Genomic DNA, 22,428 nt, shown 5'->3' with positions numbered 1-22,428 from the left:
GCCAGAACCGTCCTCGCTTCGGCACATAGGAGGAGGAAGTGATGACGAAGAAGATGCGGGCGAGCCCCTGCTCGGGCTCCTCACTCCGGCCGATACAACTCATCCATACTAAGCTTCGCCATCTCAGTGAACGGCGCCTGTTTCTTCACTCTACCATGCTCCAGGATCACCAGGTCGTCGCAGAACGAGATGGTGCTGCGGTGGTGGCTGATGACGATCGTGGTGCGGCGGCCGGCGCGCGACTTCAGCGTCTCGACGATCGCCGCTTCCGAAAGCCCATCCACCGCGTTGGTGGCCTCGTCGAGGATCAATATGTCGGGGTCGCGTACAAGAGCGCGGGCGAGCGCGATGCGCTGCCTTTGCCCGGCCGAAAGGTTCACCCCGCGATAGCCGACCACCGTCTGGTAGCCTTGCGGTAGCGTTTCGATGAAGCCGTGCGCTTCGGCAAGCTCGGCGGCGCGGCGGGCCTCCTCGAACGTCGCCGTGTCCTTGCCATAGGTGATGTTGTCGAGGATCGTACCGTCGACCAGCTCCAGCTCCTGGCTGGCCAGAGCGATGTGGCGGCGCCAGTCGACAGGGTCGATCTCGCCGAGCGGCGCGCCGTCGACAAGGATCTTGCCTGCATCCGGCTCGATGAAGCGACAGAGCAGGTTGACGATCGTCGTTTTGCCGGCGCCGGAGCGGCCGATCAACGCCGTCGAGTGCCCGCTCACGATGTCGAAGCTCGCCGCGTGCAGCACCGCCGCGCGCTGCTCCTCATTGGCATAGCTGAAGCTCACGCCCTCGAAGGCGATTTTTTTCGTTAAGGTGGCGAACTGCCGGCTGCCCTCGGGCGGCGCGGGCTTGCCATCGGGATCGAGCAGCCAGGTCACCTCTTCCAGCGAGCCGGAAAGACCCTGCAACTGGCTCCAGGTCATCTGCAAGGCTCTGATATGCGGCTGCAGGCGGTAGAGCAGGATGAGGAAGGCGGCGACCAGCGGGAAACTCAAGCCCGCAAGCCAGGCGCCGATCACCACCGCCAGGAACAGCATGGCGTGCAGAACTTCGGTCAGCGGCCCCAGCGCGCCCTGGCGGTTTGAGAGCAGGAAGGCCGCGCGCCGCACGCCGTCGGATGCCTTTTCGAACGCCGCCTTCTCACGCGCCTCCTGGCCGAAGATGCGGATCAGCCGGCCAGCATGGACGAGATGCAGCATTTGCGAGGCCAAGGCGCTGTTGCGCGCCGAAACATTGCGGCTGGGTGCCCTGAGATGCGCCGACAGCGCCATATGCGCCGCTTGCACCAGCGCCAGCCCCAGCATCACCAGGAGCGTCATCGGCCACGAGAGCAGCAACAGAAAGGCAAGCAGGATGAGCGCCGCCGAGGCGCTGACGATCGCGCTGAGCATACCCTGGATGGCATCCGACGCCCGCCAGGATTCGCTGGAGATGATGTTGAGCAAGCGGCCCGGGCTTTGCCTGAGAAAGAAGGTATAGCCGACATTGAGCAGCCGCTCGGCCAGGGCGCCGCGTATCGCTTGGCTCGCCTTGCCGTAGATATGAGCGGTCAGCACCGAATTGGCGAAGGCGAGCAGGTTCTTGAGCAGGATTGAACCGAGGATCGCGGCCGAAATCGCAATCAGCCGCTCACGCTCGCCTAGCCCGGCGCCGACCTTCTGCAGGAGAGCGGAGAGGCCGGCCATGCCGGTCGTCTCGCCATGGCCCATGATGATGCCAAGCAGCGGGATGATCAGTCCGATGCCGAGCCCTTCGAGCGCGGCACTTGCAAGTCCGAGCACGACGACGACGGGCATCAGGCCGAGCTGACGCCGTCCGAGCGCGCGCTGCAATATCGACAAGATAGGGGCTTTGGGTTCGATCATCGCGCGCCGGCCTCGGCTCTGGCCTCGGTGGTTTCCTGGGCGGGCCGCTCCTGCCGGTCAGGCCGCCCGGCCAGCACCAGGGCCATGAACTTCGCCGCGCCCGCCAGGTTCATCAGCACGATCGGCCAGTGCGACAGGCTGAGCTCCTGGTCGAAACGCGGACCGCCGAAGAGCTCGCGCGTGGCCGCCCGCGTTGCCCAGTAAAAGTGACGAAGCAGCCACGGGGCGCGGCGCATATGTTTCAGGCAGAGCGCACCGTTGCCGAAATGATAGTCGCGGTGCAGCCGTTCGATCGCCCCGCGGTCGCGCCTTCCATGATGGTGGAAGATCGTCATATCCGGCACATACTCCACCGCCATGCCGGCCAGCATGGCGCGCACCAGGTAATCCGTATCCTCGGCCGAGCGCAGCGCTCCGCCGGCGCCGAAGCGTTCGTCGAAGGGACCGATCAAAGCGGCAACATCGCGATGCATGGTCATGTTGCAGCCGAGCACGAAGCCGCCCGGATGGACGGCGCGCGTCAGCCGCTTGCGCTTTTCGCAGCGATTGATGGTGAAGGGCAGGTCCCCGGCGTCGCCGATCTCGACGCGGCCGCCGCGGATCAGCCATTTCTCGCCACTCGCATAATGCCGCTCGAGATCGACGAGATAGTCGCGGTCGAGCCGGCAATCGTCGTCGACGAAGACCAGCACGCGCCCGCGCGCCCGCGCCATCCCGGCATTGCGCGCCGCCGCCAGTCCGGGCCGTGGCTCACAGATAGCCGTCAGCGCTATATCGGACGCCGTGGCGATCCGCGAGAGATAGTCGGCCGTACCGTCGCGCGAGCCATTGTCGACCACCACCAGCTCGGCGGCGAAGGCAGGATGCGTCCGGCAAGCGGCGCGGATCGAATCGATGCAGGACTTCAGCACCGCCGCGCGATCACGCGTGCAGACGATGAAGGAGACCTCAAGCCGCTGGTTCGGGCCGGGGGGCGAGCGTAGATGCTGCAGCAGCGGATGGCGATCGGCGTTCATGCCGCCCCCATCCGATAAGGCGCAAGCACGGACGCCGCCGGCGCGGATTTGAAGCGATAGGAGACCCAGTCCGCGCGTTTGCCAGCCCATATCGAAGCCTGGCTCAGCCAAGGCGCCCAGGCGCCGGCGCGCAGCGCGTATTTCTCGCGGCGGCGGATGACGTCCCACTTCGCCGTCAGCGTCAGCAACTCATGCGCCAACGCCGGCCGCTGCTGGTCGTTGACGAGCTGGTAGAGGAAATAGAACAGGTTCAGCGCGCCGGCCTCGAAGCTCGGCCGCGATGCGGCCGGCAACTCGGCGACCCGCTCCTCCAGGCTGCGGATGAACGCGGCCGCGCGGCGCACAGTATCGAACGAAACACTATCGCCAATGGCGCGCAGATCCTGCGTTTCGTCCGCCAGCCCCTCGCGCTCGAGATTTTCGCCGACAATCCGGAGGTGCGTGCGCCGCATCTCGCTTGTATGCAAGCTGGTCACGCTGCCGGGATGCAGGCGGTAGACGAGCAGGCTTTCCGGCATCAGCGCCGCCGGATAGCGGTCGGCCAGCCGCCGGAAGAGATCGAAATCCTCGGCATGCCGGTAGCGGCCATCGTAATACAGGTCTGCCTCGCCGATGACCCGGCGGTTGTAGACCACCGTCGGATGCATGAAGATCGTGAAGAACTTCGACAGCACCGGGAGGAGACCGAGGCGGAACACCGGATCCACCCTGCCCCGTGCGACGCGGCCGTGCAGCAGCGTGTCGACAAGCGAGCCGCAGAAGCCGAGTTCGGGCCGCGCGGCAAACAGCGCCGCCTGGCGCGACAGGCGCCAAGGATAGGCAAAATCGTCGGCATCCATCCGCGCCACCAACTCGCCCCGGGCGATTGACAGCCCCTCGTTGAGGCTGGCGACGAGGCCGCGATTCTCGCGCGAGATTATGGCTACGCGGCCGTCCGCCTTGCGGAAGCGCTCCAGGATTTCCAGCGACCTGTCGGTCGATCCGTCATTGATGGCGATGATTTCGAGCCGGTCGTAGTCCTGCCGCAGGATCGATTGGATTGCAGCGCCGACATAGAGCTCGGCATTGTAGATCGGCAGCACGACGGAGATGAGCGGGCGTATCATTGTCAGCTCCGGTCCGTCGGCTGCAGATCGAGCGCCGCTTCTGCGCCGGGATATGTGGCGCCGAACCGCCGGGTCTCGCTCGGCGCACGAGCGCGTGGCCGCGCGATATAGGGAAAATAGCGCTTGAAGCTGTTGAGCGGCTTTTCGAACAGCACCCAGGACAGCGAGGCGACAATCAGCGTGGCGGCGCCCGCGACCAGGAAGCGCCCCGGCCCCTCCTCCGAGACGTTGAGTGGGATCCACGGCTGCGCCTTTACGGTGTAAGCGAGGAGGATCGCGTGATAGAGATAGACGCCGTAGCTGATGCGGCCGAGGAAAAGCAGCGGAGGCAGTTCGGCCAGCCAGCCGAGCGTGCCGGGAAGGCCGTTCGAGCACATCGAGACAATCGCCACCAACGGCACCAGCGGCAGCACCTGCACCAGGAGCCAGCGCGGCCATTCCCATGTCGAGTTCGCCGGCCCCGGATCGGACAAGACGACGAGTAGGAAGAGCGCCACGAATGCCGGCCAGCCGAACCGCATCCAACGCGGCACGCCGGCGCCCCTGGCGCGACGTACGGCAAGCAGCGCGCCGCAGGCAAGGGCATCCATCGAGGCCGGCGGCAACAGGTCTCGGGCCAGCGCCGGGTTGGCGGCGATCGGCCAGTAGAAGCGGTAGGCGAGCGAAAAGCAGATGAGGCCAATGGTGATCGCCTCGATGCGCCTGCGCGGCGCCAGGAGGACGACCAGCGGCCAGGCGATGTAGAACTGCTCCTCGATGCTGAGGCTCCAGAAATGGCAAAGCAGCCAGGGCGTCCAGTCGTTGCGATGAGCGTACCAGAAGTTCGACAGATAGAGCGCGTGCCAGACGAGCGACGATCCAGCCTGTTCAAGATCGGTAAACCAGACGAAGGCCAGTACCGCGAAATAGGGCGGGAATATTCGGATCGCGCGCCTGGCATAGAAGGAGCGCAGCGCCGATCCAGCCGCGAATTGGTCGGCGTCGCGCGCCTCCAGCAAAAGCCTGGTGATCAGGAAGCCGGAAAGCACGAAGAACAGCCGCACTCCGAGATGACCAAGGAAGGACGTGCCGCCGGGCGCGAAGAAATGCGAATAAAGCACAAGCGTGACGGCAGCAGCCCGGAGCGCGTCAAGCTGGAGGTCGCGACCGCCGGGCATCATTCGCAGCCGCTGGTGCTGACGACATGGCCCGGGCCGGCGGCCGCAACATCCGTGCCGGTCAACGGAAAACGCAAGCGTGCCGACTCCTAAACCCTATATTCGCCTACGCTAAAGGACTGCGGCACAAAATGGTGCGGTGCAACACAGAATAGTTATCAGCCTGAATGAAAACGTGACCGTTCGTTCCAGGAAATGACACGTCTATGCCGCTATTCTGCCTTTTTTGACGAAGCGCAGGCTCCAACCAATGCGGATGCATCAAGCTCTTCGAAGCTGCTGGAGAACCGCTCAGACAACGCCACAATGTAGCCCGGCGACATACCAAAAGGGGTTACCCTCCTCACTCCCATCTCTCTGGCTCAATCACCGCCTGTAGACATCGCGGCGGCAATGAAACAATCTTCACTGCGGGAACAAAAGCGCTTCGAAGAAAGCGCGGACCTTCGGGTGCGCATGAAAAATCGATGGACCTTGTACGATCCACGCCTGGCCTGGATGCTGGTTGCACCGGTGCTCTTGCTGCTGATCTTCTTCCTGGTGCTGCCGATCGCGGTGATGGCGGCTTATACGTTCTTCACCTTCGTCACCGCAGGCGTCGAAACCAGCGCGCTGACCACCGCCAACTGGCAGGAATTCTTCACCGACAGTTATTATTCCGGCTTCCTGCTGAAGACGTTGAGGGTCGGCGCGATCACCGCGCTGCTATGTGGCGTGCTCGGCTATTTCCCGGCCTATTTCATCTGGGCCACGAGCTTCAGGCACAAATGGCTGCTCTTGCTCCTGCTCATCGTGCCATTCTGGATCAGCTTCACCATCCGCACCTTTTCCTGGATCAACATCCTTGGCGAACAGGGCGTCATCAATGTCGCGCTGCTCAAAATGGGCATCATCAATGCACCGCTGCCGATGCTCTACAACGAAGGCGCGGTGATCCTGGGGCTGCTGCATTTCCTCCTGCCCTACATGATCCTCAACGTCTATGTCAGCCTCGAGGGCATCGACCGAACGCTGATCTCGGCGGCCCGCTCGATGGGCTGCACCAGTGCGCAGGCGTTCCGCGAGGTGACGTTGCCCCTTTCCTTGCCGGGTCTCGCGGCGGGCCTGCTGCTCTGCTTCGTGCTGGCGGCCGGCAGCTATGTGACGCCGCAGCTCTTGGGTTCGGGCCGCGACGCGCTGTTCGGCAATTTGATCTATGACACCATCATGAGCGAATTGAACTGGCCGCTGGGCGCAACGCTGTCGATCGTGCTGTTCCTCGTGCTCGGCTTCTTCGCCGCGATCTACACCCGCTACATGGGTATGTCGCAGATCGTGAAGGGGTTGGGCGGATGAAGGCTGCGCGGCCGAACAAGGACGGCAAATGGGCATGGCGGCTGACCGGCTTCGTCACGCTCTGCGTCTACGTCTTCATGTTCGCGCCGATCGCGGCGACCGTCATCTTGTCGTTCAACGCCTCGATGTTCGGCGGCTTCCCGATGACCGGCTTTTCGCTGCAATGGTACGCCAAGCTGATGAACAATGACGCGGTGCTGACGGCTTTCCGCACCTCGCTGTGGATCGCGCTGGTCACCGCCGCCGTCACCACGGCAATAGGCGTCGTCACGGCCTTCGCGCTGGCGCGCTTCGACTTCCGCGGCAAGCAGGCGCTGAGCACGCTGGTGATCCTGCCGGCGCTGGTGCCGGAAACCATTCTCGGCGTCGGCCTTCTGGTGCTGATCAAGGCGATCGACCAGCCGCGCACCATGCTGCTTCTGGTGCTCGGCCACATCCTGCTTGCGGTGCCTTATGTGGTGCTGATCGCGCAGGCGCGAATGGTCGGCATAAGGCGCGTCTATGAGGAGGCGGCGCTTTCGCTCGGCGCCTCCCGCTTTTCGTCCTTCCGCGAGATCACGCTGCCGCTGCTCATCCCGGCGGTCGTCGGCGGCGCGCTGCTCGCCTTCACCATCTCGTTCGACAACACGTCGGCCAGCCTGTTCTGGCGGCCGGCAGGCGTCGAGACCATGCCCACCCAAATCCTTTCGATGCTGAAAATCTCGATCAGCCCGGAGATCAACGCGCTCGGCACCGTGATGATTGTGGTGACCGTCGGCATCCCGCTGATCGGCGGCCTGCTGATGCAAAGCCTGACAAAACTGAGAAGACGCGGCGAACCCAAGGAGGAAGCACGATGAAACTGACCACCACTAAGCGGCTGGAGCGGCTGCACGACCGCTATGTCAACGGCGATCTCAGCCGACGGACGTTCCTGAGCCTGACAGCGGCTGCCGCGGCCTCGGCCGGCCTCTCCATGCCGTGGATGAGCCGGGCGCTTGCCGCGGTCGAGCAGGTGCGCTTCGACGGCTGGGGCGGAACCGTGCAGGACGCGATCGACAAATATGCCTTCCAGCCCTACACGGCCAAGACCAAGATCAAGGTGGTCCAGGGCACGTTCGGCGACGAGAACGAGATCATCACCAAGATCAAGACGGCCAAGCCCGGCGACTTCCAGATCGTCCATTCGTCCGGCGTCAACTACTACATCAAATATATCAATGCCGGGATGAACTCTGAGATCAACGAGGCCAACATTCCCAACATGGCGAATGTGCTGCAGCCGATGATCGAGCCGTTCCGCAAGCTGACGCCGAAGCTGTCGGCCGTGCCCTACGATTACGGCACCACCGGCATCGCCTACAACACCAAGGTGATCTCGCCGGAGGAAGCCAAGGAAAAGGGCGCTGCACTTCTGCTCGACAAGAAATATGCCGGTAAGGTCGGCGGCTATTCCGACATGACCACGCGCGTCTGGTACGCGGCCCTGGCCACCGGACAAGACCCCAACAACCTCAAGGACATGGATACGATCTGGGCCAAGGTGCGCGAAACGCGCGACCTCGCCAAGAAGTTCTGGAGCTCCGGCGCGGAGCTGATGGACCTGCTCTCCAAGGGCGAGATCGTGGTGACAGACGCTTGGTCGGGCCGCGTCGCGGCGCTGCAGGACCAGGGCCACCCGATCGGCTATCTCGATCCGGCCGGCTCCTATGCCTGGATGGAGGACATGCTGATCCTGAAAGGCTCGCCGATGGCCGAGTGCGAAGAGCTGATCAACTTCATGCTCGATCCGGCGACTTCGATCGCGGTGGCCGAAGGCCAGAGCTATCCGCCGTCGCTCGACCCGAACAAGGTCAAGCTCACCGACAAGATCGCGAAGCTGCCGGCTTTCGATCCGACCGGCACGATGAAGGCGTTGACCTTCGCCGATCCGGTCTATTGGGCGACCAACGAGGACGCCTGGACCAAGCAGTGGAACAGGATCTCGAAAGGTGCCTGACAGCCAGGGCACGACACTCAATCCCCGGCCGGCCTCGGCCGGGGCGGAGGGCGCGAGCGCGGCCGCCGGGGCGAACAACCCGGCGGTCGAGTTCCGCAACATCGAGATAACCTACGGCAAGTTCGTCGCGGTGCGCGATTTCTCGCTGTCGATCGGCAAGGGCAGCTTCGTCACGCTGCTCGGCCCTTCGGGCTGCGGCAAGACGACGATCCTGCGCTCCATCGCCGGGCTGGTCGATATTTCTGCCGGCCAGATCATGATCGGCGGCCGGCGGGTCGACGACGTGCCGATCTACAAGCGCAATATCGGGCTGGTGTTCCAGAGCTATGCGCTGTTTCCGCACAAGAGCGTGTTCGACAATGTCGCCTTCGGGCTGAAATACCGCAACGTCGCCAAGCCCGAGATCAAGCGCAAGGTCGGCCAGGCGCTCGATATGGTGCGGCTGCCGGGCAGCGAGAAGAAACTGCCCTCGCAATTGTCGGGCGGCCAGCAGCAGCGCATTGCGCTGGCGCGCGCCATCGTCTTCGAGCCGCAGGTGCTTCTGCTCGACGAGCCGCTCTCGGCCCTCGACGCCAACATGCGCGAGGAGATGCGCGTCGAGATCAAGAAGATCCAGAAGGAAACAGGCATCACCGCCATCTTCGTCACACACGACCAGGAAGAAGCGCTGTCGATGTCGGACCGCATCGTGGTGATGAATGCCGGCTCGGCCGAGCAGATCGGCACGCCGGAAGAGGTCTACGAGCGGCCGGCCACCGCCTTCGTCGCCGACTTCCTCGGCAAGGCCAACATGCTGTCAGGCACGGTGAGCAGGTCCGACGGGCCGACCATTGTCACGCTCGCCGGCGGCCAGACGGTCAATGTGCTTTCACCCAAGGCGCTGCCGCAGGGAAGCGTAGTCACCGTCGTGGTGCGGCCACAGAAACTGTCGGTCGGTCGAGCGAGCGCCAATCGGTTGCCCGGCCGGATCGTGTCGGCCTCCTATCTCGGCGGCAGCGCTATCTACGAGGTCGACATAGGCGGCAAGGCGAACATCCGCGCCAACGCCCCGATCGACGGCCGGGTGCTGCGCGAAGGCGAAGCGATCGAGCTCGGCTTCGACGCCGACGACTGCGTCTTGCTGGACGAGACCGGGCTGCGGATTTCCTGAAGGCCGCGGCCGCCTTTCCGCAGGCATGGGCGATTTCCGTCGGTCGCGGTGCCTGGAGCGGTTCACCGTTTCACCGAAACAGCGAACGGGTCCATGTCCTTGCTTTGACGCAATTCCGGACGGAGAACCACCTTGGCGGTCCGTAGGTCTGCCGTGCAATCAGTACGATCCTTGACGGCTATTACAGCTCATTTCTTGGAGAGAAACGCCTTGCAGGCAGGAGTGAGCTCACTGATATGCTGTTTAAGACAGCTTAACCCCTTTGCGTTGTCGACCATCTTGCACAGTCGCTGGGCATCCGCCCTGCATGGTGTTTTGTAGGCGTCTTTCGCTAAGGCGGCGTCGGCGAGGAAAAGCGATATAGAGGCAAGAAGCGCCAGTCCAAGCGATTTCTGTTTGCGCATGATTTAATTCCCCGCTGAAAATGAGCATAGTAATGCGGCCTTATATACGCGACCACTGATATAATTGGAAGGCCAAGGACTTGGCGACGACGCGCTCCTTGCCACATTGGCAGCGACTATATTTCAAATCGAGACACGACCAAATTCCCACGGCAATTTCGACGCCCGCTCCAACGCTCGTTCCCCCGGTCATAAGCGACAAGTCCTCCCATCGACGACGCGAACGGTCGCGCCGCAAAGGATGGAGACGACGATGACGACTTTGGAACACACCGCCCATGAAACCAGCCGATCGGGTCTCGGCCCGATCAATTTTGCCGGCCGTGCGCTGCGCCTTGTCTACCGTGCAATGAGGATGCGCAGCGACCGCGCCGCCATGCAGGCCATGCCCGATTATCTGCTCAAGGACTTGGGTATCGCCCGTTCTGAAATCGATCATTACACCTCGATGCGCTACGCCTCCGACGCCGGCGGGATGGACATCCGCAACGCCCATTGATCGCCGATGGCGATCGTCGCCACGCCCTCGACAGGCCCCCGGGCCTCCCCACGCCCGGGGCTTTTGGGTTCCGGCGCATTCGGGTCAAGACGCTTCGTTTCAAACGATACGTCCAACGCAATTTCCACGGTAGGCGTATGAAAAATTCCACGATCGCATCCACTCTCGTTCAAACGCTCCATCGGCAAACAGAGGCCGTCACGGCAACCAAGCCGCAAACGAACCTTTGGAGATGAAGATGCAACCCAACACCAAACCTGCACGGCTTCCGCTCAATGGCGTCGACACGCCGAACCTTTTGGCGACGATCAATTTCGTCGCCGGGCAGCCGGAGCTCGCCAAGTTCCAGTTCCGCGCTCACAACGAGTGGATCGAGGGCACGCACAGCAAGACCGTCATGAACGGCTTCTTCGGCGCCGGCCAGGAGCAGAAGCACGAGAAGCCGCATTATGCCGATGCCGATCATCCGGCGATCTTGTGCGGCGCCGACAACGCGCCGACCCCGGTCGAGTGGCTGCTGCACGGGCTGGCGGGGTGCCTGATGGCGGGCGTCGCCAACATCGCCGCCGCGCGCGGCATCAAGCTCACCAAGGTGAAATGCTCGGTCGACGGCGACATCGACCTGCGCGGCATCCTCGGCATCTCCGACGAGGTCCGCAACGGTTTCCAGAACATCCAGGTGTCGTTCGAGATCGAAGGCGACGCGCCGGCCGAAAAGCTCCAGCAGCTGGTCGAGCAGTCGCGCGCCCGTTCGGCCGTGTTCGACGTGCTGACCAAGGGCGTGCCGGTCACCGTCGGCATCAAGACCATCCAGTAAGCCGGCCGGCGGTCGGGAGCCGATCCGGGCCGCCGCCGCCCGAGACGGAAATGAACCATGAGACGCTCGGACGTCGTCATCATCGGCGCGGGCCAGGCCGGGCTTGCGCTCAGCCATTGCCTCAGCCAGGCCTGCATCGACCATGCCGTGCTGGAGCGCGGCCGCATCGGCGAGCGCTGGCGTTCGCAGAGCTGGCGCTCGCTCAGGTTGCTCACGCCGAACTGGCTGAACGCCCTGCCCGGCTCGCCCTACGAGGGCGGAGATCCGGACGGCTTCATGACCAAGGAGGCTTTCGTGGAAAGCCTGGAACGCTACGCCTGGCAATGGAATGCACCCGTCGAGACCAATGTCGAGGTCATCGCTGCCAGGCGGACCGTCGAAGGCTTTGCCTTGCGCACCAGCGCCGGCGAGCTGTTGGCGCGAGCGGTCGTCGTCGCGACGGGACATTGCGACCGGCCGGTCATCCCATTTTCGGTTGAGACTCTTCGCGGACCGCTCAGCATCCACGCTTCGCAATATCGCTCGCCCGGCGAGCTGCCGGGCGGTGGCGTGCTGGTCGTGGGCGCCTCATCCTCCGGCGTGCAGATCGCCGACGAGCTCGCCCGCGCCGGGCGGCGCGTGGTGCTTTCGGTCGGCAAGCATACGCGCCTGCCCAGAACATGGCGCGGCCAGGATATCTTCTTCTGGCTTTGCGAAATGGGCTTGATGGCACAGCGCCAGGAAGACCTCGCCGATCCGGAAGGCGCCCGGCGCCAGCCATCGCTGCAGCTCGCCGGCCGGCCGGACAGGGCAGATGTCGATCTCGCCACGCTGCAGGCGCTCGGCGTGGAACTCACCGGGCGGGTGCATGGCGTCGGCGACCGCGAGATCGGCTTCGCCGGCGATCTTGGCCAGCACATCGCGGCAGCCGAAGCGAAGCAGGCGCGCCTACTCGACCAGATCGATCGCTTCGCGGGTGTGACGACACCATACCGGCCCGAGCCGGTGGCGATGCCCGCAGCTTGCCCAGAACGGCTGTCGCTGGCGGACGGATCGATCCGCAGCATCGTCTGGGCCACCGGCTATGCGCGCTCGTTCGGCTGGCTGGAGCCTCTGGCGCTCGGCTCCGATGGCGAGCTGGCGCATCGGGGCGGCGCCACCAGCGTGCCCGGTCTCTACGCGCTCGGCTTCCGCTTCCTGCGCAAACGCGATTCCAATTTCATCGGCGGCGTCGGCGCGGATGCCGAGGCGATCGCCGCCGAAATCTCCCGTTATCTCGATTGCAACGGCCGCAAGGCGGCCTGAGGACATTGAACATGGCAAACAACCTCATCTCCCTCATGGCTCAGCCTAAGCGTGGCCATTACGATGCGATCATCGTCGGCGCGCGCTGCGCGGGCGCGGCGACCGCGATGCTGCTCGCGCGCGCCGGCCTCAAGGTGCTGGCGATCGACCGCAAGCCTTATGGATCCGACACGCTGTCGACGCATGCGCTGATGCGACCGGCCGTGTTGCAGCTTTGGCGCTGGGGTCTGCTCGAGCCGCTGCTCAAGGCCGGTACGCCGCTCATCGAGACGACGACCTTCCATTATGGCGACGAGGAGATCACCATCCCCCTTGCCGCTAGCTCGGACCTCCCCGGCCTCATCGCGCCGCGGCGCACCGTGCTCGACCGCATCCTGGTCGATGCGGCGCGCAAGGCCGGCGCGGAGATCCTGCACGAGGTCGCGGTCGGCGGTCTCTTTGCCGACACGCGCGGGCGGGTGCGGGGTATCGAGATCCGCGCCGCCGGCCGTACTGCCGTGCGGGTCAGCGCCGATATTGTGGTCGGCGCCGACGGCATCGGCTCGCTGGTGGCAAAATGCGTCGACGCCCAGCCCTTGCGGCGCGGCGCTGTGTCGGCTGCCCATGTCTATGGCTATGCGCCAGTGGAGCCGGGCGCCGGCTATCACTGGTACTTCCGCGACGGGATAGCCGGCTCGTTCATCCCGACCAATGACGGCCTCGCCTGCATCGTCGCCTCGGTGCCGACAGGCCTGTTCGACCAGCGCTTCCGCCTCGGCCACGCCCGCGCCCGCATGGATGTGCTCGAGGCGCTTTCCCCGGCACTGGCAGCACAGGCGGCCCGGGCACCGAAGGATGCGCGCCTGCAGGCGTTCCGTGGCGTGCCGGGCTATATCCGCCAGCCGCACGGCCCGGGCTGGGCGCTGGTGGGCGACGCCGGCTTCTTCCGCGATCCGATCACCTCGCATGGCATTTCCGACGCGCTGCGCGACGCCGAGAGCCTCGCGCGGGCGATCTTGAATGGGTCCGAGGCGGCATTCTCGGTCTGGCAGCAGCAGCGCGACATGATCGCCAACCAGATCCTCGATACCACGGACGCCATCGCCGGCTTCGATTGGACGCTTGACGATCTCGGCGAGCGGCATCGCCGCTTCAGCGCCGTCCTGAAGGCCGAGGTGCAGGCGCTGGCCGGGCAGCCCATTCCGGCCCGCCGCGCTGCCGCATCGAAGCCCTCGACCTATCGAGCGCCGGCCAACGAGGACGAGCCGCCGGCCGAGCTTTCCCGCAATCGAACCGGAGCAAGACCATGACTGTGCCTGTGATGAAGGACGGGTGGGTCGGTGTCATCAAGGGCCGGCCAAAGGTGGGCGCCTTTGCTGAACGCTCGCGGCGCACGCAGCCGCAGGATATCGATGCCTTTGCCGAGATGACCGGCGACCGTAATCCGCTGCATTACGACAAGGCGCTGGCCGAGGCTTCTGTGTTCGGCAAGCTCATCGTGCAGGGCGGCGTCACTTCCGGCATCCTGAACGCGGTGGTGGCGGAAGACCTCCCCGGCCCCGGCTCGGTGTTCCTCGAAGTGTCGTGGAAATTCGTCAAGGCCGTCGGCGTTGGCGAACTGATCACCGGCCGCGTCGAGGTCAAGGAGGTGCGCGCCGACAAGCCGATCACGAAACTGGAGACATCGGTGCGCAACGAAGCGGGCGAGCTTTGCCTCACCGGCACCGCGACGGTGTTCACCGTGCCGCTCATCAGCGGCTGAGCGCTTCGCAAGTACCTGGTTATCCGCCCGTCGTCTCGGCGATGAAGGCGCGGACGTGGTCGATGAACTCCTCGAAGGCGGGCTCGCCTTCGAGGAGGATGTGGTTCTGGCTATCGAGCTCGATGAAGCGCGCGCCGGGAATGCCGGCCGCCATGGTGCGGCCCGACTCCACCGGCGCCACGTTGTCGTCGCGCGCGTGCAGCACCAAAGTTGGCACACGCACCTTTTCCAGCAAGTCGCTGACATCGATCACCGAAAAGGCGTTCTGAAGACGCCAGGCATCGTCGGGCGAGACGGTGCGCAGCATCAAATCGTCCATCCAGGCGAAATGCTCGTGCGTGGCGCCGGGAATGAACATGGAGCAGAAGGCCTGGCGAAACATCGGGTTCGGCTTGCCCCAGCTCTCGCGCATCAGTGTCGCCACGGCCTCGCGCGTCGCGATCTCGCCCGCGTCGCCGCGCGCCCGCCAGCCTTTGACGTAGCCGCCGTAGAGGATCATGCCCGACACTCTCTCGGGGTGGCGGATGGCATAGGCGATCGAAACCGCGCAGCTCTGCGACAGGCCGAGCAAGGTGAAGCGGTCGAGCCCGGTTGCGTCGACTACGCATTCGAGATCCGACACCATGGTTTCGAACGAGATGTCGACGACGTGCCTTTGCGACAGGCCATTGCAGCGCTCGTCATAGCGCACAAGGCGGTTCTGGCGCGACAGTTCCCGCATCCAATGCCGCCAGATCGGGCTGTCCCAGTCGAAGGTGAGATGCGACATCCAGTGCGCGGCGCGCAGGATCGCCGGGCCACTGCCGGTGCTGGCATGGGCGAGCCTGGTGCCGTCGAGAGCCCGGCAGAACTGCACGGCACGGCCGGGATCCTGCGGCGACGCGGCAGGCTTCGACGGCGGCACGAGGGGAGCGGACTGCGGCGCGCGTCCCGTGGCTTGAGCGGCGGCCGACCGGACCTTGTCCTCCAGCGCCTCGATCTCGGCGGCGATACTGGCGTCGTCGGGCGCCAGGCGGCGCAGGCGCCGGGCGAACGGCAGCGCGCGTCGCGGCTCATTCCCCAGGCGCTCGACCAGTTCGCGCAGGATGCCAAGCTCGACGATCTCGACCTCGCTGGCGATGGCCTGCCGCCAGGCTTCATAGTCGAAGCAGCGTTCGAGCGAGAGGTCGGCGAGAAAGCCGCCTCGGATCGAGGCCAGGACCGCTTCGAGCTCCTCGGTCGAGCGTGATGAAAGATCGGCCTTCACCAGCGGCGCCAGCCGCGCATAGTCCGTTTCGATGTTGAGCGCGACAGCATTGCGATCGGCGGCAAGAACGGATTCGTCTGCGCCCAGCACCTGGCGGATCTTCGACAGGCTCCAGCGCAAGGCGCCGCGCGGATCGTCCGGGATGTCCCAAAATATCTCGCACAGCCGCTCGCGCTGGTGCTGCCTGGCGGTGACGGCGAGGTAGGCGAGCAGCGCCCGCGTCTTGCGCGATGGCGGCAGGTGAAGCGGCTCGCCGTCGCGCGTGACCTGAAAATCGCCAAGCACGCGCAGTTCCAGCATGTGCTGACCGCCGTTCATGCGTCCACGCGCTTGTCGATCGCCATGATCCCCTTCGGCCTTGGCCGACGCTGCGAAGGGGCAGCCAATAGCAAAATTGGCTAATTTAGGAAAGCTTGGTCTGGACGGCTGACCGCCCGAGGAACCACATCGACTTGGCGGCTCGGGCAGCCGCATATGTCGATCAAGGCACGTGGCCGCTCGTTCACGCCTTTGCCGGAACCGGCCTCGACTTGGTCGCCGTCGCCAGCACGACCCCGACCACGATGAAGGCCGCGCCGAGCAGATCGTAATCGTGCAGGCTCTCGCCGAGCAGCAGGTAGGCGAGCACGGCGACGAACAGGGTCTGCAGATAGAGCAACATGCTTGCCCGGCTGGCGCCGAGGGTCTCCACGCTTTGGTTATAGAGATAGTACATCAGCGCGCCGCCGGGACCCGCCAGATAGGCAAGCGCGAGAATGCCGTCGGCATTCAAGGCGGAGCGCTCGTCGTTGAAGATTTCCCAAAGGTGGAACGGCAGCGCCACCAGCGCGCCGGCGCCAAGCAGAAGGACCACCAGCGGCAGGAGCTCGAGGCCGAATTTCGAGCGGCGCAGCAGCACCGTATAGAGCGCCCAGCAGAAGGCGCTGCCGACGATCCACAATTCGCCGATGTTGAAGCGCAGTTGCACCAGCGCGTCCAGCTTGCCATGCGCGACGATCACCAGCATGCCGGCAAGTGCTGCAACCGCGCCGAGCGACTTCCAGAGCCCGAGCGGCTCGCCCAGCACGAGACGCGCCAGCACCATGGTCATGATCGGCGACATCGCCATGATGATGCCGGCCGTGGTGGCGTCGGTGTCGTTCAGACCATGGTAGATCATCCCTTGGCAGAGCGTCAGGCCGATGGCGCCGACGGCGACGATCTCCAGCGGCCGCGATTTGAGCAGCGCCAACATCGCGCCGTGATGGCGGTGCACGATCGGCAAAAGAATGAGGCAGGCGAGCGCCAGCCGCCAGAAGCATAGCCCCCAGGGCGGCATTTCCGGCGCCACCCATTTGGCCGCGATATAGACGCCGGCCGAAAGCAACCAGCACAAGGCAGCGGCGGGATAACCAGCCAGCGACGGTATCGCTCGAGCGACCGGCGCTTCCGCCGGATGCGCTATCGGTATCGCCTGCATCGCATGTCCCTCACTCCATGAAGGTCAGCCCAGTCGCAGCCGACAGTCTACCTCATGACGGGAGTGTTACATAGTCGGCCCGGCAAAAGCGCACGCGGCAGGGATCAATGCGACGTGTCGCCGGCCAAATGCAGAAGATCCCAGGCCGAGCCGACGCGCCCATGGAACTGCGATGCGAAGCGTTTGGCCTCGACGTCCTCGAGGCCGTCCTCGACAAGGGCCTCGATGCTCCGCCGCAGCAAGACGAGCTGCATCTGCCGCGCATGTCTTGCGTCGGTTTCGCGCATGATGGCCGTGACGTGATAGGCCACGACCTGCTGGCCAAGACAGGACAGGAGCGCGCTCGACCCCGCCGTCGCTGCAGTGACCGCTTCCTCGATATTCATTCCGGCGCTCCCTCATCTAAGATGCTGGGCGCCTCCCGGCAGACGGCGACGGTATCCGCCGCTCTTTTCTAATTTTCGGCAGTCGCGAGATCATCGCTGGCGGCCGAAATCAGTATCCTCCAGAACCCTATTAAAGGCGACCGGATAGTTAATCGATGGTTAACGGGAACGCTCGCATCTTACGCGTCAGGGGCCAGCTTGATGCATCGGTCAGTGACCGAGGACGTTGCGCTCGGCCGACGGCGCCAGGCTCTGCGAACCGGGCACCGAAACCGGCGCACCGTGAAGCACCCAGTCGGCCGCGATCTGGCCGATCACAGGGGCGAGCTGGATGCCATAGCCGCCGGCGCCGGCAGCGGTGATCAGCGTCGGCTCCGAGGCATCGAATGGTCCGACGAAGGGGCGATGGTCGGCGGTGACGGGATAAAGGCCCGCCCACCCCCGGCCGAGTCGCGCGCCCGGCAGGTCGGGCACGCGTTCCAAAAGCAGCTCGGCCAGATCGACCTTCGACTGCTCCTCGCACTGGTCGTTGTAATTGTCGGGGTCCTCCGGCGCGATCGAATTCACTTTGTGGATTTCGGCGATCAGCTCGCCTGGTTTTTCGTGGCGGAAGTTGAGCCCGCTGCCTTCGCCGTTCACGAGGTCCATCACCATCGGCATCGTGTAGCCGAGCGGCTCGTCAAGATGGATGACGACGGCCTCGTGGCGCTCGGGCCAGATGTGGAGGCGCTGGCCGAAAAGCGCGGCGACCTGCGGCGCCCAGGCGCCGCCCGCATTGACCACGACATCGCAATCGATCAGTCGTCGCTCGCGATCGACCGGGCCGCCATCGGTTTCCAGCGTGTAGCCGCCCGGGCGCCGTTGCACCCCGACCAGCTTGCGGTACTGACGGATTTCGCCGCCCTTGGCGCGGACGATGCCCGCAAGGAAATTGCACATCTCATGTGGATCGAGAAAACCGTTGTCGGGCCCGAACAATCCGCCTTCGAGCCCGTCAGGATTGATGTGCGGAACTAGATCCCTGAGCTCGTTCGCGCGGACGAGACGCGACCTCAGCCCCGCCTCGGCCTGGATTTCGACCGATCTCGCGAAGAGCTCCATCTGACTGGTCGTACGCGCCAGCCGCAGATAGCCGATATGGTTGAACCGAAGCCCCTCGCCTTCCCATTCGCGGAACCGGCGCAGCGAATGGACGCGCAGCATGATCTCGAACGGGTCGGTGAATTGCGATCCGACGACGCCGACGGACCGGCCGCTCGACCCCGAGGCAATCGAGTGCGCTTCGAGCACGGTCACGCGCGCACCCTGCTCGACGAGGTTGAGCGCCGTGCACATGCCCAGCGTGCCGGCGCCGATCACCACGACATGAGGAGAAGCTGTCATCTGTGGTCCGCCTGCTTTCACGACTGCGCGGCGACGTCGCCCAAGGTCTCGTCGATCGCTTGAAGAATGGCGCCGGCATCTTCCTCGGTCATCGGCGTCGACAGCGCGAACAGGCCGTAGCTGGCGGACAGGACGCCGCGGCCAAGCAAACCCTTGTGGAAGGTGTCGAACTTCCTGCGCTCGACCGGCCCTGGGTAGATCGAGCGGTAATCCGTGACGGGATGCGACGTGAAATGAACCTTGAACAGCGAGCCGAGGCCGACGCATTGGCCGGCAAGCCCATGCTTTTCGAATGAGGCGGTAATCCCTTCGCGCAACGATGCGCCAAGCCGATCAAGATGGGCAAAGCTTTCTTTCGTCAGCGCCCGCATCGAGGCAAGGCCGGCGCGCATGGTCACCGGATTGGCCGTGAAGGTGCCGCCATGCGGCAGCGCGGGCTTGCCTGCGGTCGGATCGAACACCGCCATGATATCGGCGCGCCCACCCACGGCGCCCACCGGGAAGCCGCCGCCGATGAGCTTGCCCAGCGCCGTCAGGTCGGGCTCGATGCCCCACAGCCCTTGCGCGCCAGACCAGCCCAGCCGAAACGAGATGACCTCGTCGAAGATCACCAGCGCGCCCGCCGCATGGGCGGTCTCGACCATGGCCTGAAGATAGTCACGACGCGCCGGTATGAGGCCGGCACGGTTGGGCATCGGGTCGATCAGCACGGCCGCGATGCTGTCGCCCTCGGCGGCTAAGACGGCGCGCAGCGCCTCGGTGTCGTTGAAGGGCACGGCAATAACGTCGTCCAGCACGCCGCGCGGCGTGCCCTTTGCATAGGGCGTCGACCTGGGCAGGTCGCCCCAGTTCGCCGGTGAGGAGTCCAGGCTGACTTCGGCGAAATCGTAGGATCCGTGATAGGCGCCTTCGATCTTGACGATCTTCGGCCGCGCAGTGAAGGCGCGCGCAGCCTTGATCGCCATCATCACACCCTCGGTGCCGGAGTTGGTGAAGCGGATCTGGTCGACGGAGGGCAGCCGCTCGACCAGCAGCTCGGCAAGCTCGATCTCGCTCAGCGTCGGGGCGCCGAAAGCGGTGCCGAAGGGCAGCTGCTCGACGACGGCCGCGGTGACATCGGGATGCGCGTAGCCATGGATCATCGCGGTGAAATTGTTGATGCAATCGTAATAGGCATTGCCGTCGACGTCCCAGACCCTGCACCCCTCGCCGCGCGCGGCGTAGATCGGAAACGGATCGACGAAAACCGTGGTGCGCGTATTGCCGCCCGGCATCACCTTCCTGGCGCGCTCGAACAGGGTTTTCGATCCAGGCATGGCGTCGGGATAATGCGGCATGGCGTTCCGAAGGCGAATTCGACTGTTGAAACAGCGGCGCGCCGCTCGTCACGAAGCTACGGCTCGTTTGCGCGCCGGCGCAATCGGCCAGACCGGTCATGCGACCCGACCAGGGCCATCGCGGACCCTCATCATTTTGCGCGGCAGCAACCGCGCGCTTAGACTGCCCGACATTGATCAGCCCGCCACCGAGAAGTTCTGCTCCGAGACGATCAGTCATGACATCTAGTCCATTTGGATGATGCATCCTGCCCCTAAAGGCGTACCTGGTATAAGCAGCCCGTCAACTGCGCAAAATACAAGTTGTCCAATCTGTAGATGGAGTTCAACACGGAGCGAACCGCCAAGACCGAAAATCTTAATTTTGCGCACAGCCGCTATGACGTGTTTCTTGAGCATCGCGAAGAATACCGGCAGACAGAGGACCGTGGCCAGTGACGTCCATACATGGATCTTACGAGGAGTTCGAAGACGACCCGCGCCCGGCGTGGGTTCGCTTCAGCATGCGCCACTGGAGGTGGAGCGCCATTCCCGGATGCATCCTCCTTTTGGCGGCGGTATCTCCCCCAGACAACAGCGCCGAAATCCAGCAACAGATCGCGGCAGCGCGAGGCGAACTGGCGTCGACAAAAGCGCAACTGGGCCTGAGTCAGGATGCCGAGCGCACAGCAAGCGCCCAGGCAAGGCTGTTGGCCAGCACCTCCGCAGAGCAGACAAAGGCCCTGAGAGAGGCGAACCAAAGCAACGGAACCCTCAAACTCGATCTGGAAGCGGCGCAGCGCGTCATCAAAGACTTGAAGGCACAGTTGATTTCTGCAAACGAAGCACGCAACGCTGTGGAAGTATCCCTGGCCGAGGCAAATCAATCGGTTGCCGAAGAGCGCCATAAGGTCGAACAATTCGAGCACCAACTCGCCATGGCTCGCCAGGCCGGCGAGGCCGATCAGAAACGCGCAAATCTGGCTGCGGCCGAGCGGGCCACCGCCCTAAAGGACCTCCAGCTGGCGGTTACTGCCGCAAAGCATGTCAACCAGGCATTGGATCTGGAACACACGCGCGCGGTTTCGGCCGCAAGCGATGCCGATGACGCCCGTCGGGAAAGAGACGCCGCGAAGCAGGCGTCTGCCGACTTGAGTGCAGCGCTGGAGCAGGAGCGGCAAAAGCTGACCGACATGTCCGTCGCTCTCACCGCTGCGCGAAAGGCGCTCGACCTCGTCAAGGCGCAAAGTGCGCGCCACACAGCGCAGACGGAGCGTGCACCCGGGACGCGTTCCGCCGCGGTTCCACTTGCCAGCCAGAATGGCCAAGCTGTCCGCCGAACAGGCTTGCAGGATAAGAACAGAGCGAAGATCCCAAGATCACCGAAACGGGTTCTGGTGGCGACGACGATCACTCTCCCCGACGCGTTGCTTCCGACCCCGCCTCGATGATGATGGTCAGCAGTACATTTGGATTGGCACGAACGCATGCCCAGGAGGGGTCCTGAAATGGGCAAATACGTGGCGGTCGCTTTGATGATCGCAGCCGCTACCGGGCCGGCGGCCGCCCTTGATGTCGGCGGTGGCGGCAAGGTCGGCGGCATTGGCGTCGGCGCTGGACTGGGCGCCGGATCACAAGGTGTCTCCGCTGGCTTGGGGGCAAATGTCGGCGGCGTGGGCGGCGCAAGCGTTGGCGCGTCGGTGAGCTCAGGCGGCGTCAGCCTTGGCGCGTCGGCAGGCGCAGGAGGGGCGAGCCTTGGCGCGTCCGCGAATGCTGGTACCGGGTCGATTGGCGCCAGCGTTTCGACGGGTGACGCTGCAGGCAGCGCAAGCGCCGGCGTGTCGACGGATGCCGGCACCGCAACGTCAGGCACCGGGGACACCGCGCCCCCCGACAATCCCACCGTTTTCTCCGCCAGAAGTGCGACAACCGCGATCAGCCTGCCATCCATCCTCAAACCCTCCAGCGCACGTGGCGGGGAGTTCGGCCGGTTTAGAGCGGGCTATCCTTTTGCGCCCCTTGTATCGCTGAAAGCGAAGCCAGGCACGCCGCCCAAAGTCGTGAGCGCTTGCCGCGCGGCGATCATGTCGGTCACGACGCCGCTTGGTGCTGTGCGCGTATACGCGGTCAGCGCCGGTCCGATGCGCCAACGCAAAGCCGGTCTGGCGGCGCCGATCGAGGTGCGAATAAACTATACGCTTCCAGGCGGCATCCAAGTGCGACAAGCGAAGGTCCTGTGTCGCCTTAGTGCGACGGGGAAGGTCATCGCTGTGACATAGAAACCAGTTTGCC

General features: G+C 64.5%; 21 protein-coding genes. 11 read left to right on the top strand and 10 right to left on the bottom strand.

The window, feature by feature from the left end; translation table 11 throughout:
* Positions 1 to 80: 80 nt before the first annotated feature.
* The 4 genes from LB520_RS25975 to LB520_RS25960 are packed head-to-tail and all read right to left on the bottom strand — an operon-like array spanning position 81 to position 5,138.
* Positions 81 to 1,859 carry an ABC transporter ATP-binding protein gene (locus tag LB520_RS25975; protein ID WP_224639859.1) on the bottom strand — a complete coding sequence of 593 codons (1,779 nt, stop codon included), beginning with the start codon at positions 1,857 to 1,859 and terminating at the stop codon, positions 81 to 83.
* Positions 1,856 to 2,875, bottom strand: a complete 1,020-nt coding sequence (locus LB520_RS25970) for a glycosyltransferase family 2 protein (RefSeq protein WP_224529682.1) — start codon at positions 2,873 to 2,875, stop codon at positions 1,856 to 1,858. The genes LB520_RS25975 and LB520_RS25970 overlap by 4 nt, the downstream gene beginning before the upstream one ends.
* Positions 2,872 to 3,981, bottom strand: a complete 1,110-nt coding sequence (locus LB520_RS25965; RefSeq protein ID WP_224639858.1) for a glycosyltransferase family 2 protein — start codon at positions 3,979 to 3,981, stop codon at positions 2,872 to 2,874. Before LB520_RS25965 ends, LB520_RS25970 begins: the two co-directional genes overlap by 4 nt.
* A gap of 2 nt (positions 3,982 to 3,983) precedes the next feature.
* A complete protein-coding gene (locus tag LB520_RS25960; RefSeq protein WP_224639886.1) occupies positions 3,984 to 5,138 on the bottom strand; it encodes an acyltransferase family protein in 1,155 nt (384 codons plus the stop codon).
* Between the two features lie 456 nt (positions 5,139 to 5,594).
* Here LB520_RS25960 and LB520_RS25955 point away from each other — a divergent pair, with 456 nt between their 5' ends.
* From LB520_RS25955 to LB520_RS25940, 4 genes are read left to right on the top strand one after another with little or no spacing between them, the layout of a single operon-like run.
* Complete coding sequence (locus LB520_RS25955; RefSeq protein ID WP_224630359.1) at positions 5,595 to 6,473, top strand: ABC transporter permease; 879 nt, start codon at positions 5,595 to 5,597, stop codon at positions 6,471 to 6,473.
* Positions 6,470 to 7,312, top strand: coding sequence for an ABC transporter permease (locus LB520_RS25950; RefSeq protein WP_224639857.1), 843 nt, complete (start codon positions 6,470 to 6,472; stop codon positions 7,310 to 7,312). Before LB520_RS25955 ends, LB520_RS25950 begins: the two co-directional genes overlap by 4 nt.
* Positions 7,309 to 8,451 carry an extracellular solute-binding protein gene (locus LB520_RS25945; protein WP_224639856.1) on the top strand — a complete coding sequence of 381 codons (1,143 nt, stop codon included), beginning with the start codon at positions 7,309 to 7,311 and terminating at the stop codon, positions 8,449 to 8,451. The genes LB520_RS25950 and LB520_RS25945 overlap by 4 nt, the downstream gene beginning before the upstream one ends.
* Complete coding sequence (locus tag LB520_RS25940) at positions 8,444 to 9,601, top strand: ABC transporter ATP-binding protein (RefSeq protein ID WP_224639855.1); 1,158 nt, start codon at positions 8,444 to 8,446, stop codon at positions 9,599 to 9,601. Before LB520_RS25945 ends, LB520_RS25940 begins: the two co-directional genes overlap by 8 nt.
* A gap of 188 nt (positions 9,602 to 9,789) precedes the next feature.
* Here the strand turns inward: LB520_RS25940 and LB520_RS25935 are convergent, their stop codons facing one another.
* Positions 9,790 to 10,005, bottom strand: a complete 216-nt coding sequence (locus tag LB520_RS25935) for a hypothetical protein (protein ID WP_224639854.1) — start codon at positions 10,003 to 10,005, stop codon at positions 9,790 to 9,792.
* Between the two features lie 253 nt (positions 10,006 to 10,258).
* Here LB520_RS25935 and LB520_RS25930 point away from each other — a divergent pair, with 253 nt between their 5' ends.
* The 5 genes from LB520_RS25930 to LB520_RS25910 all read left to right on the top strand — a co-directional run bounded on the left by LB520_RS25930 (position 10,259) and on the right by LB520_RS25910 (position 14,346).
* Positions 10,259 to 10,504, top strand: a complete 246-nt coding sequence (locus LB520_RS25930) for a DUF1127 domain-containing protein (protein ID WP_224639853.1) — start codon at positions 10,259 to 10,261, stop codon at positions 10,502 to 10,504.
* Positions 10,505 to 10,742: 238 nt separating this feature from the next.
* The gene (locus tag LB520_RS25925; RefSeq protein WP_224529713.1) at positions 10,743 to 11,321 is read left to right on the top strand and encodes an OsmC family protein; all 579 of its coding nucleotides are present in this window, start codon (positions 10,743 to 10,745) and stop codon (positions 11,319 to 11,321) included.
* A 57-nt stretch (positions 11,322 to 11,378) separates the two neighbouring features.
* Positions 11,379 to 12,605: a flavin-containing monooxygenase gene (locus LB520_RS25920; RefSeq protein ID WP_224639852.1), complete on the top strand. Its 1,227-nt coding sequence runs from the start codon at positions 11,379 to 11,381 to the stop codon at positions 12,603 to 12,605.
* An 11-nt stretch (positions 12,606 to 12,616) separates the two neighbouring features.
* Complete coding sequence (locus LB520_RS25915) at positions 12,617 to 13,894, top strand: NAD(P)/FAD-dependent oxidoreductase (RefSeq protein ID WP_224639851.1); 1,278 nt, start codon at positions 12,617 to 12,619, stop codon at positions 13,892 to 13,894.
* On the top strand, positions 13,891 to 14,346 hold the full coding sequence (locus tag LB520_RS25910; protein ID WP_224639850.1) for a MaoC family dehydratase: 456 nt from the start codon (positions 13,891 to 13,893) through the stop codon (positions 14,344 to 14,346). Before LB520_RS25915 ends, LB520_RS25910 begins: the two co-directional genes overlap by 4 nt.
* A gap of 19 nt (positions 14,347 to 14,365) precedes the next feature.
* Here LB520_RS25910 and LB520_RS25905 read toward each other — a convergent pair whose 3' ends face one another.
* From LB520_RS25905 to LB520_RS25885, 5 genes are all read right to left on the bottom strand, one after another.
* Positions 14,366 to 15,910 carry an alpha/beta fold hydrolase gene (locus LB520_RS25905; RefSeq protein WP_224639849.1) on the bottom strand — a complete coding sequence of 515 codons (1,545 nt, stop codon included), beginning with the start codon at positions 15,908 to 15,910 and terminating at the stop codon, positions 14,366 to 14,368.
* Between the two features lie 184 nt (positions 15,911 to 16,094).
* Positions 16,095 to 17,051: a DMT family transporter gene (locus tag LB520_RS25900; RefSeq protein WP_224639848.1), complete on the bottom strand. Its 957-nt coding sequence runs from the start codon at positions 17,049 to 17,051 to the stop codon at positions 16,095 to 16,097.
* Between the two features lie 104 nt (positions 17,052 to 17,155).
* A complete protein-coding gene (locus LB520_RS25895; RefSeq protein WP_224639847.1) occupies positions 17,156 to 17,437 on the bottom strand; it encodes a hypothetical protein in 282 nt (93 codons plus the stop codon).
* Between the two features lie 210 nt (positions 17,438 to 17,647).
* Positions 17,648 to 18,820, bottom strand: coding sequence for an NAD(P)/FAD-dependent oxidoreductase (locus LB520_RS25890; RefSeq protein ID WP_224639846.1), 1,173 nt, complete (start codon positions 18,818 to 18,820; stop codon positions 17,648 to 17,650).
* 17 nt (positions 18,821 to 18,837) lie between these two features.
* On the bottom strand, positions 18,838 to 20,157 hold the full coding sequence (locus LB520_RS25885) for an aspartate aminotransferase family protein (RefSeq protein WP_224639845.1): 1,320 nt from the start codon (positions 20,155 to 20,157) through the stop codon (positions 18,838 to 18,840).
* Positions 20,158 to 20,591: 434 nt separating this feature from the next.
* Here LB520_RS25885 and LB520_RS25880 point away from each other — a divergent pair, with 434 nt between their 5' ends.
* Positions 20,592 to 21,587, top strand: a complete 996-nt coding sequence (locus LB520_RS25880; RefSeq protein WP_224639844.1) for a hypothetical protein — start codon at positions 20,592 to 20,594, stop codon at positions 21,585 to 21,587.
* 57 nt (positions 21,588 to 21,644) lie between these two features.
* Positions 21,645 to 22,415: a hypothetical protein gene (locus tag LB520_RS25875; protein WP_224639843.1), complete on the top strand. Its 771-nt coding sequence runs from the start codon at positions 21,645 to 21,647 to the stop codon at positions 22,413 to 22,415.
* Positions 22,416 to 22,428 lie beyond the last annotated feature (13 nt).

The sequence above is a fragment of the Mesorhizobium sp. CA12 genome (assembly GCF_020165255.1).
Taxonomy (GTDB): domain Bacteria; phylum Pseudomonadota; class Alphaproteobacteria; order Rhizobiales; family Rhizobiaceae; genus Mesorhizobium.
The sequence above is the reverse complement of the archived record's forward strand: the minus strand, read 5'-3'. Positions and strand labels throughout refer to the sequence as shown.

Excerpts from the sequence above, each read along its gene's own strand:
- LB520_RS25975 (WP_224639859.1), bottom strand. The coding sequence starts at position 1,859 with ATGATCGAACCCAAAGCCCCTATCTTGTCGATATTGCAGCGCGCGCTC.
- LB520_RS25970 (WP_224529682.1), bottom strand. The coding sequence starts at position 2,875 with ATGAACGCCGATCGCCATCCGCTGCTGCAGCATCTACGCTCGCCCCCC.
- LB520_RS25965 (WP_224639858.1), bottom strand. The coding sequence starts at position 3,981 with ATGATACGCCCGCTCATCTCCGTCGTGCTGCCGATCTACAATGCCGAG.
- LB520_RS25960 (WP_224639886.1), bottom strand. The coding sequence starts at position 5,138 with ATGCCCGGCGGTCGCGACCTCCAGCTTGACGCGCTCCGGGCTGCTGCC.
- LB520_RS25955 (WP_224630359.1), top strand. The coding sequence starts at position 5,595 with ATGAAAAATCGATGGACCTTGTACGATCCACGCCTGGCCTGGATGCTG.
- LB520_RS25950 (WP_224639857.1), top strand. The coding sequence starts at position 6,470 with ATGAAGGCTGCGCGGCCGAACAAGGACGGCAAATGGGCATGGCGGCTG.
- LB520_RS25945 (WP_224639856.1), top strand. The coding sequence starts at position 7,309 with ATGAAACTGACCACCACTAAGCGGCTGGAGCGGCTGCACGACCGCTAT.
- LB520_RS25935 (WP_224639854.1), bottom strand. The coding sequence starts at position 10,005 with ATGCGCAAACAGAAATCGCTTGGACTGGCGCTTCTTGCCTCTATATCG.
- LB520_RS25930 (WP_224639853.1), top strand. The coding sequence starts at position 10,259 with ATGACGACTTTGGAACACACCGCCCATGAAACCAGCCGATCGGGTCTC.
- LB520_RS25925 (WP_224529713.1), top strand. The coding sequence starts at position 10,743 with ATGCAACCCAACACCAAACCTGCACGGCTTCCGCTCAATGGCGTCGAC.
- LB520_RS25920 (WP_224639852.1), top strand. The coding sequence starts at position 11,379 with ATGAGACGCTCGGACGTCGTCATCATCGGCGCGGGCCAGGCCGGGCTT.
- LB520_RS25915 (WP_224639851.1), top strand. The coding sequence starts at position 12,617 with ATGGCAAACAACCTCATCTCCCTCATGGCTCAGCCTAAGCGTGGCCAT.
- LB520_RS25910 (WP_224639850.1), top strand. The coding sequence starts at position 13,891 with ATGACTGTGCCTGTGATGAAGGACGGGTGGGTCGGTGTCATCAAGGGC.
- LB520_RS25905 (WP_224639849.1), bottom strand. The coding sequence starts at position 15,910 with ATGAACGGCGGTCAGCACATGCTGGAACTGCGCGTGCTTGGCGATTTT.
- LB520_RS25900 (WP_224639848.1), bottom strand. The coding sequence starts at position 17,051 with ATGCAGGCGATACCGATAGCGCATCCGGCGGAAGCGCCGGTCGCTCGA.
- LB520_RS25895 (WP_224639847.1), bottom strand. The coding sequence starts at position 17,437 with ATGAATATCGAGGAAGCGGTCACTGCAGCGACGGCGGGGTCGAGCGCG.
- LB520_RS25890 (WP_224639846.1), bottom strand. The coding sequence starts at position 18,820 with ATGACAGCTTCTCCTCATGTCGTGGTGATCGGCGCCGGCACGCTGGGC.
- LB520_RS25885 (WP_224639845.1), bottom strand. The coding sequence starts at position 20,157 with ATGCCGCATTATCCCGACGCCATGCCTGGATCGAAAACCCTGTTCGAG.
- LB520_RS25875 (WP_224639843.1), top strand. The coding sequence starts at position 21,645 with ATGGGCAAATACGTGGCGGTCGCTTTGATGATCGCAGCCGCTACCGGG.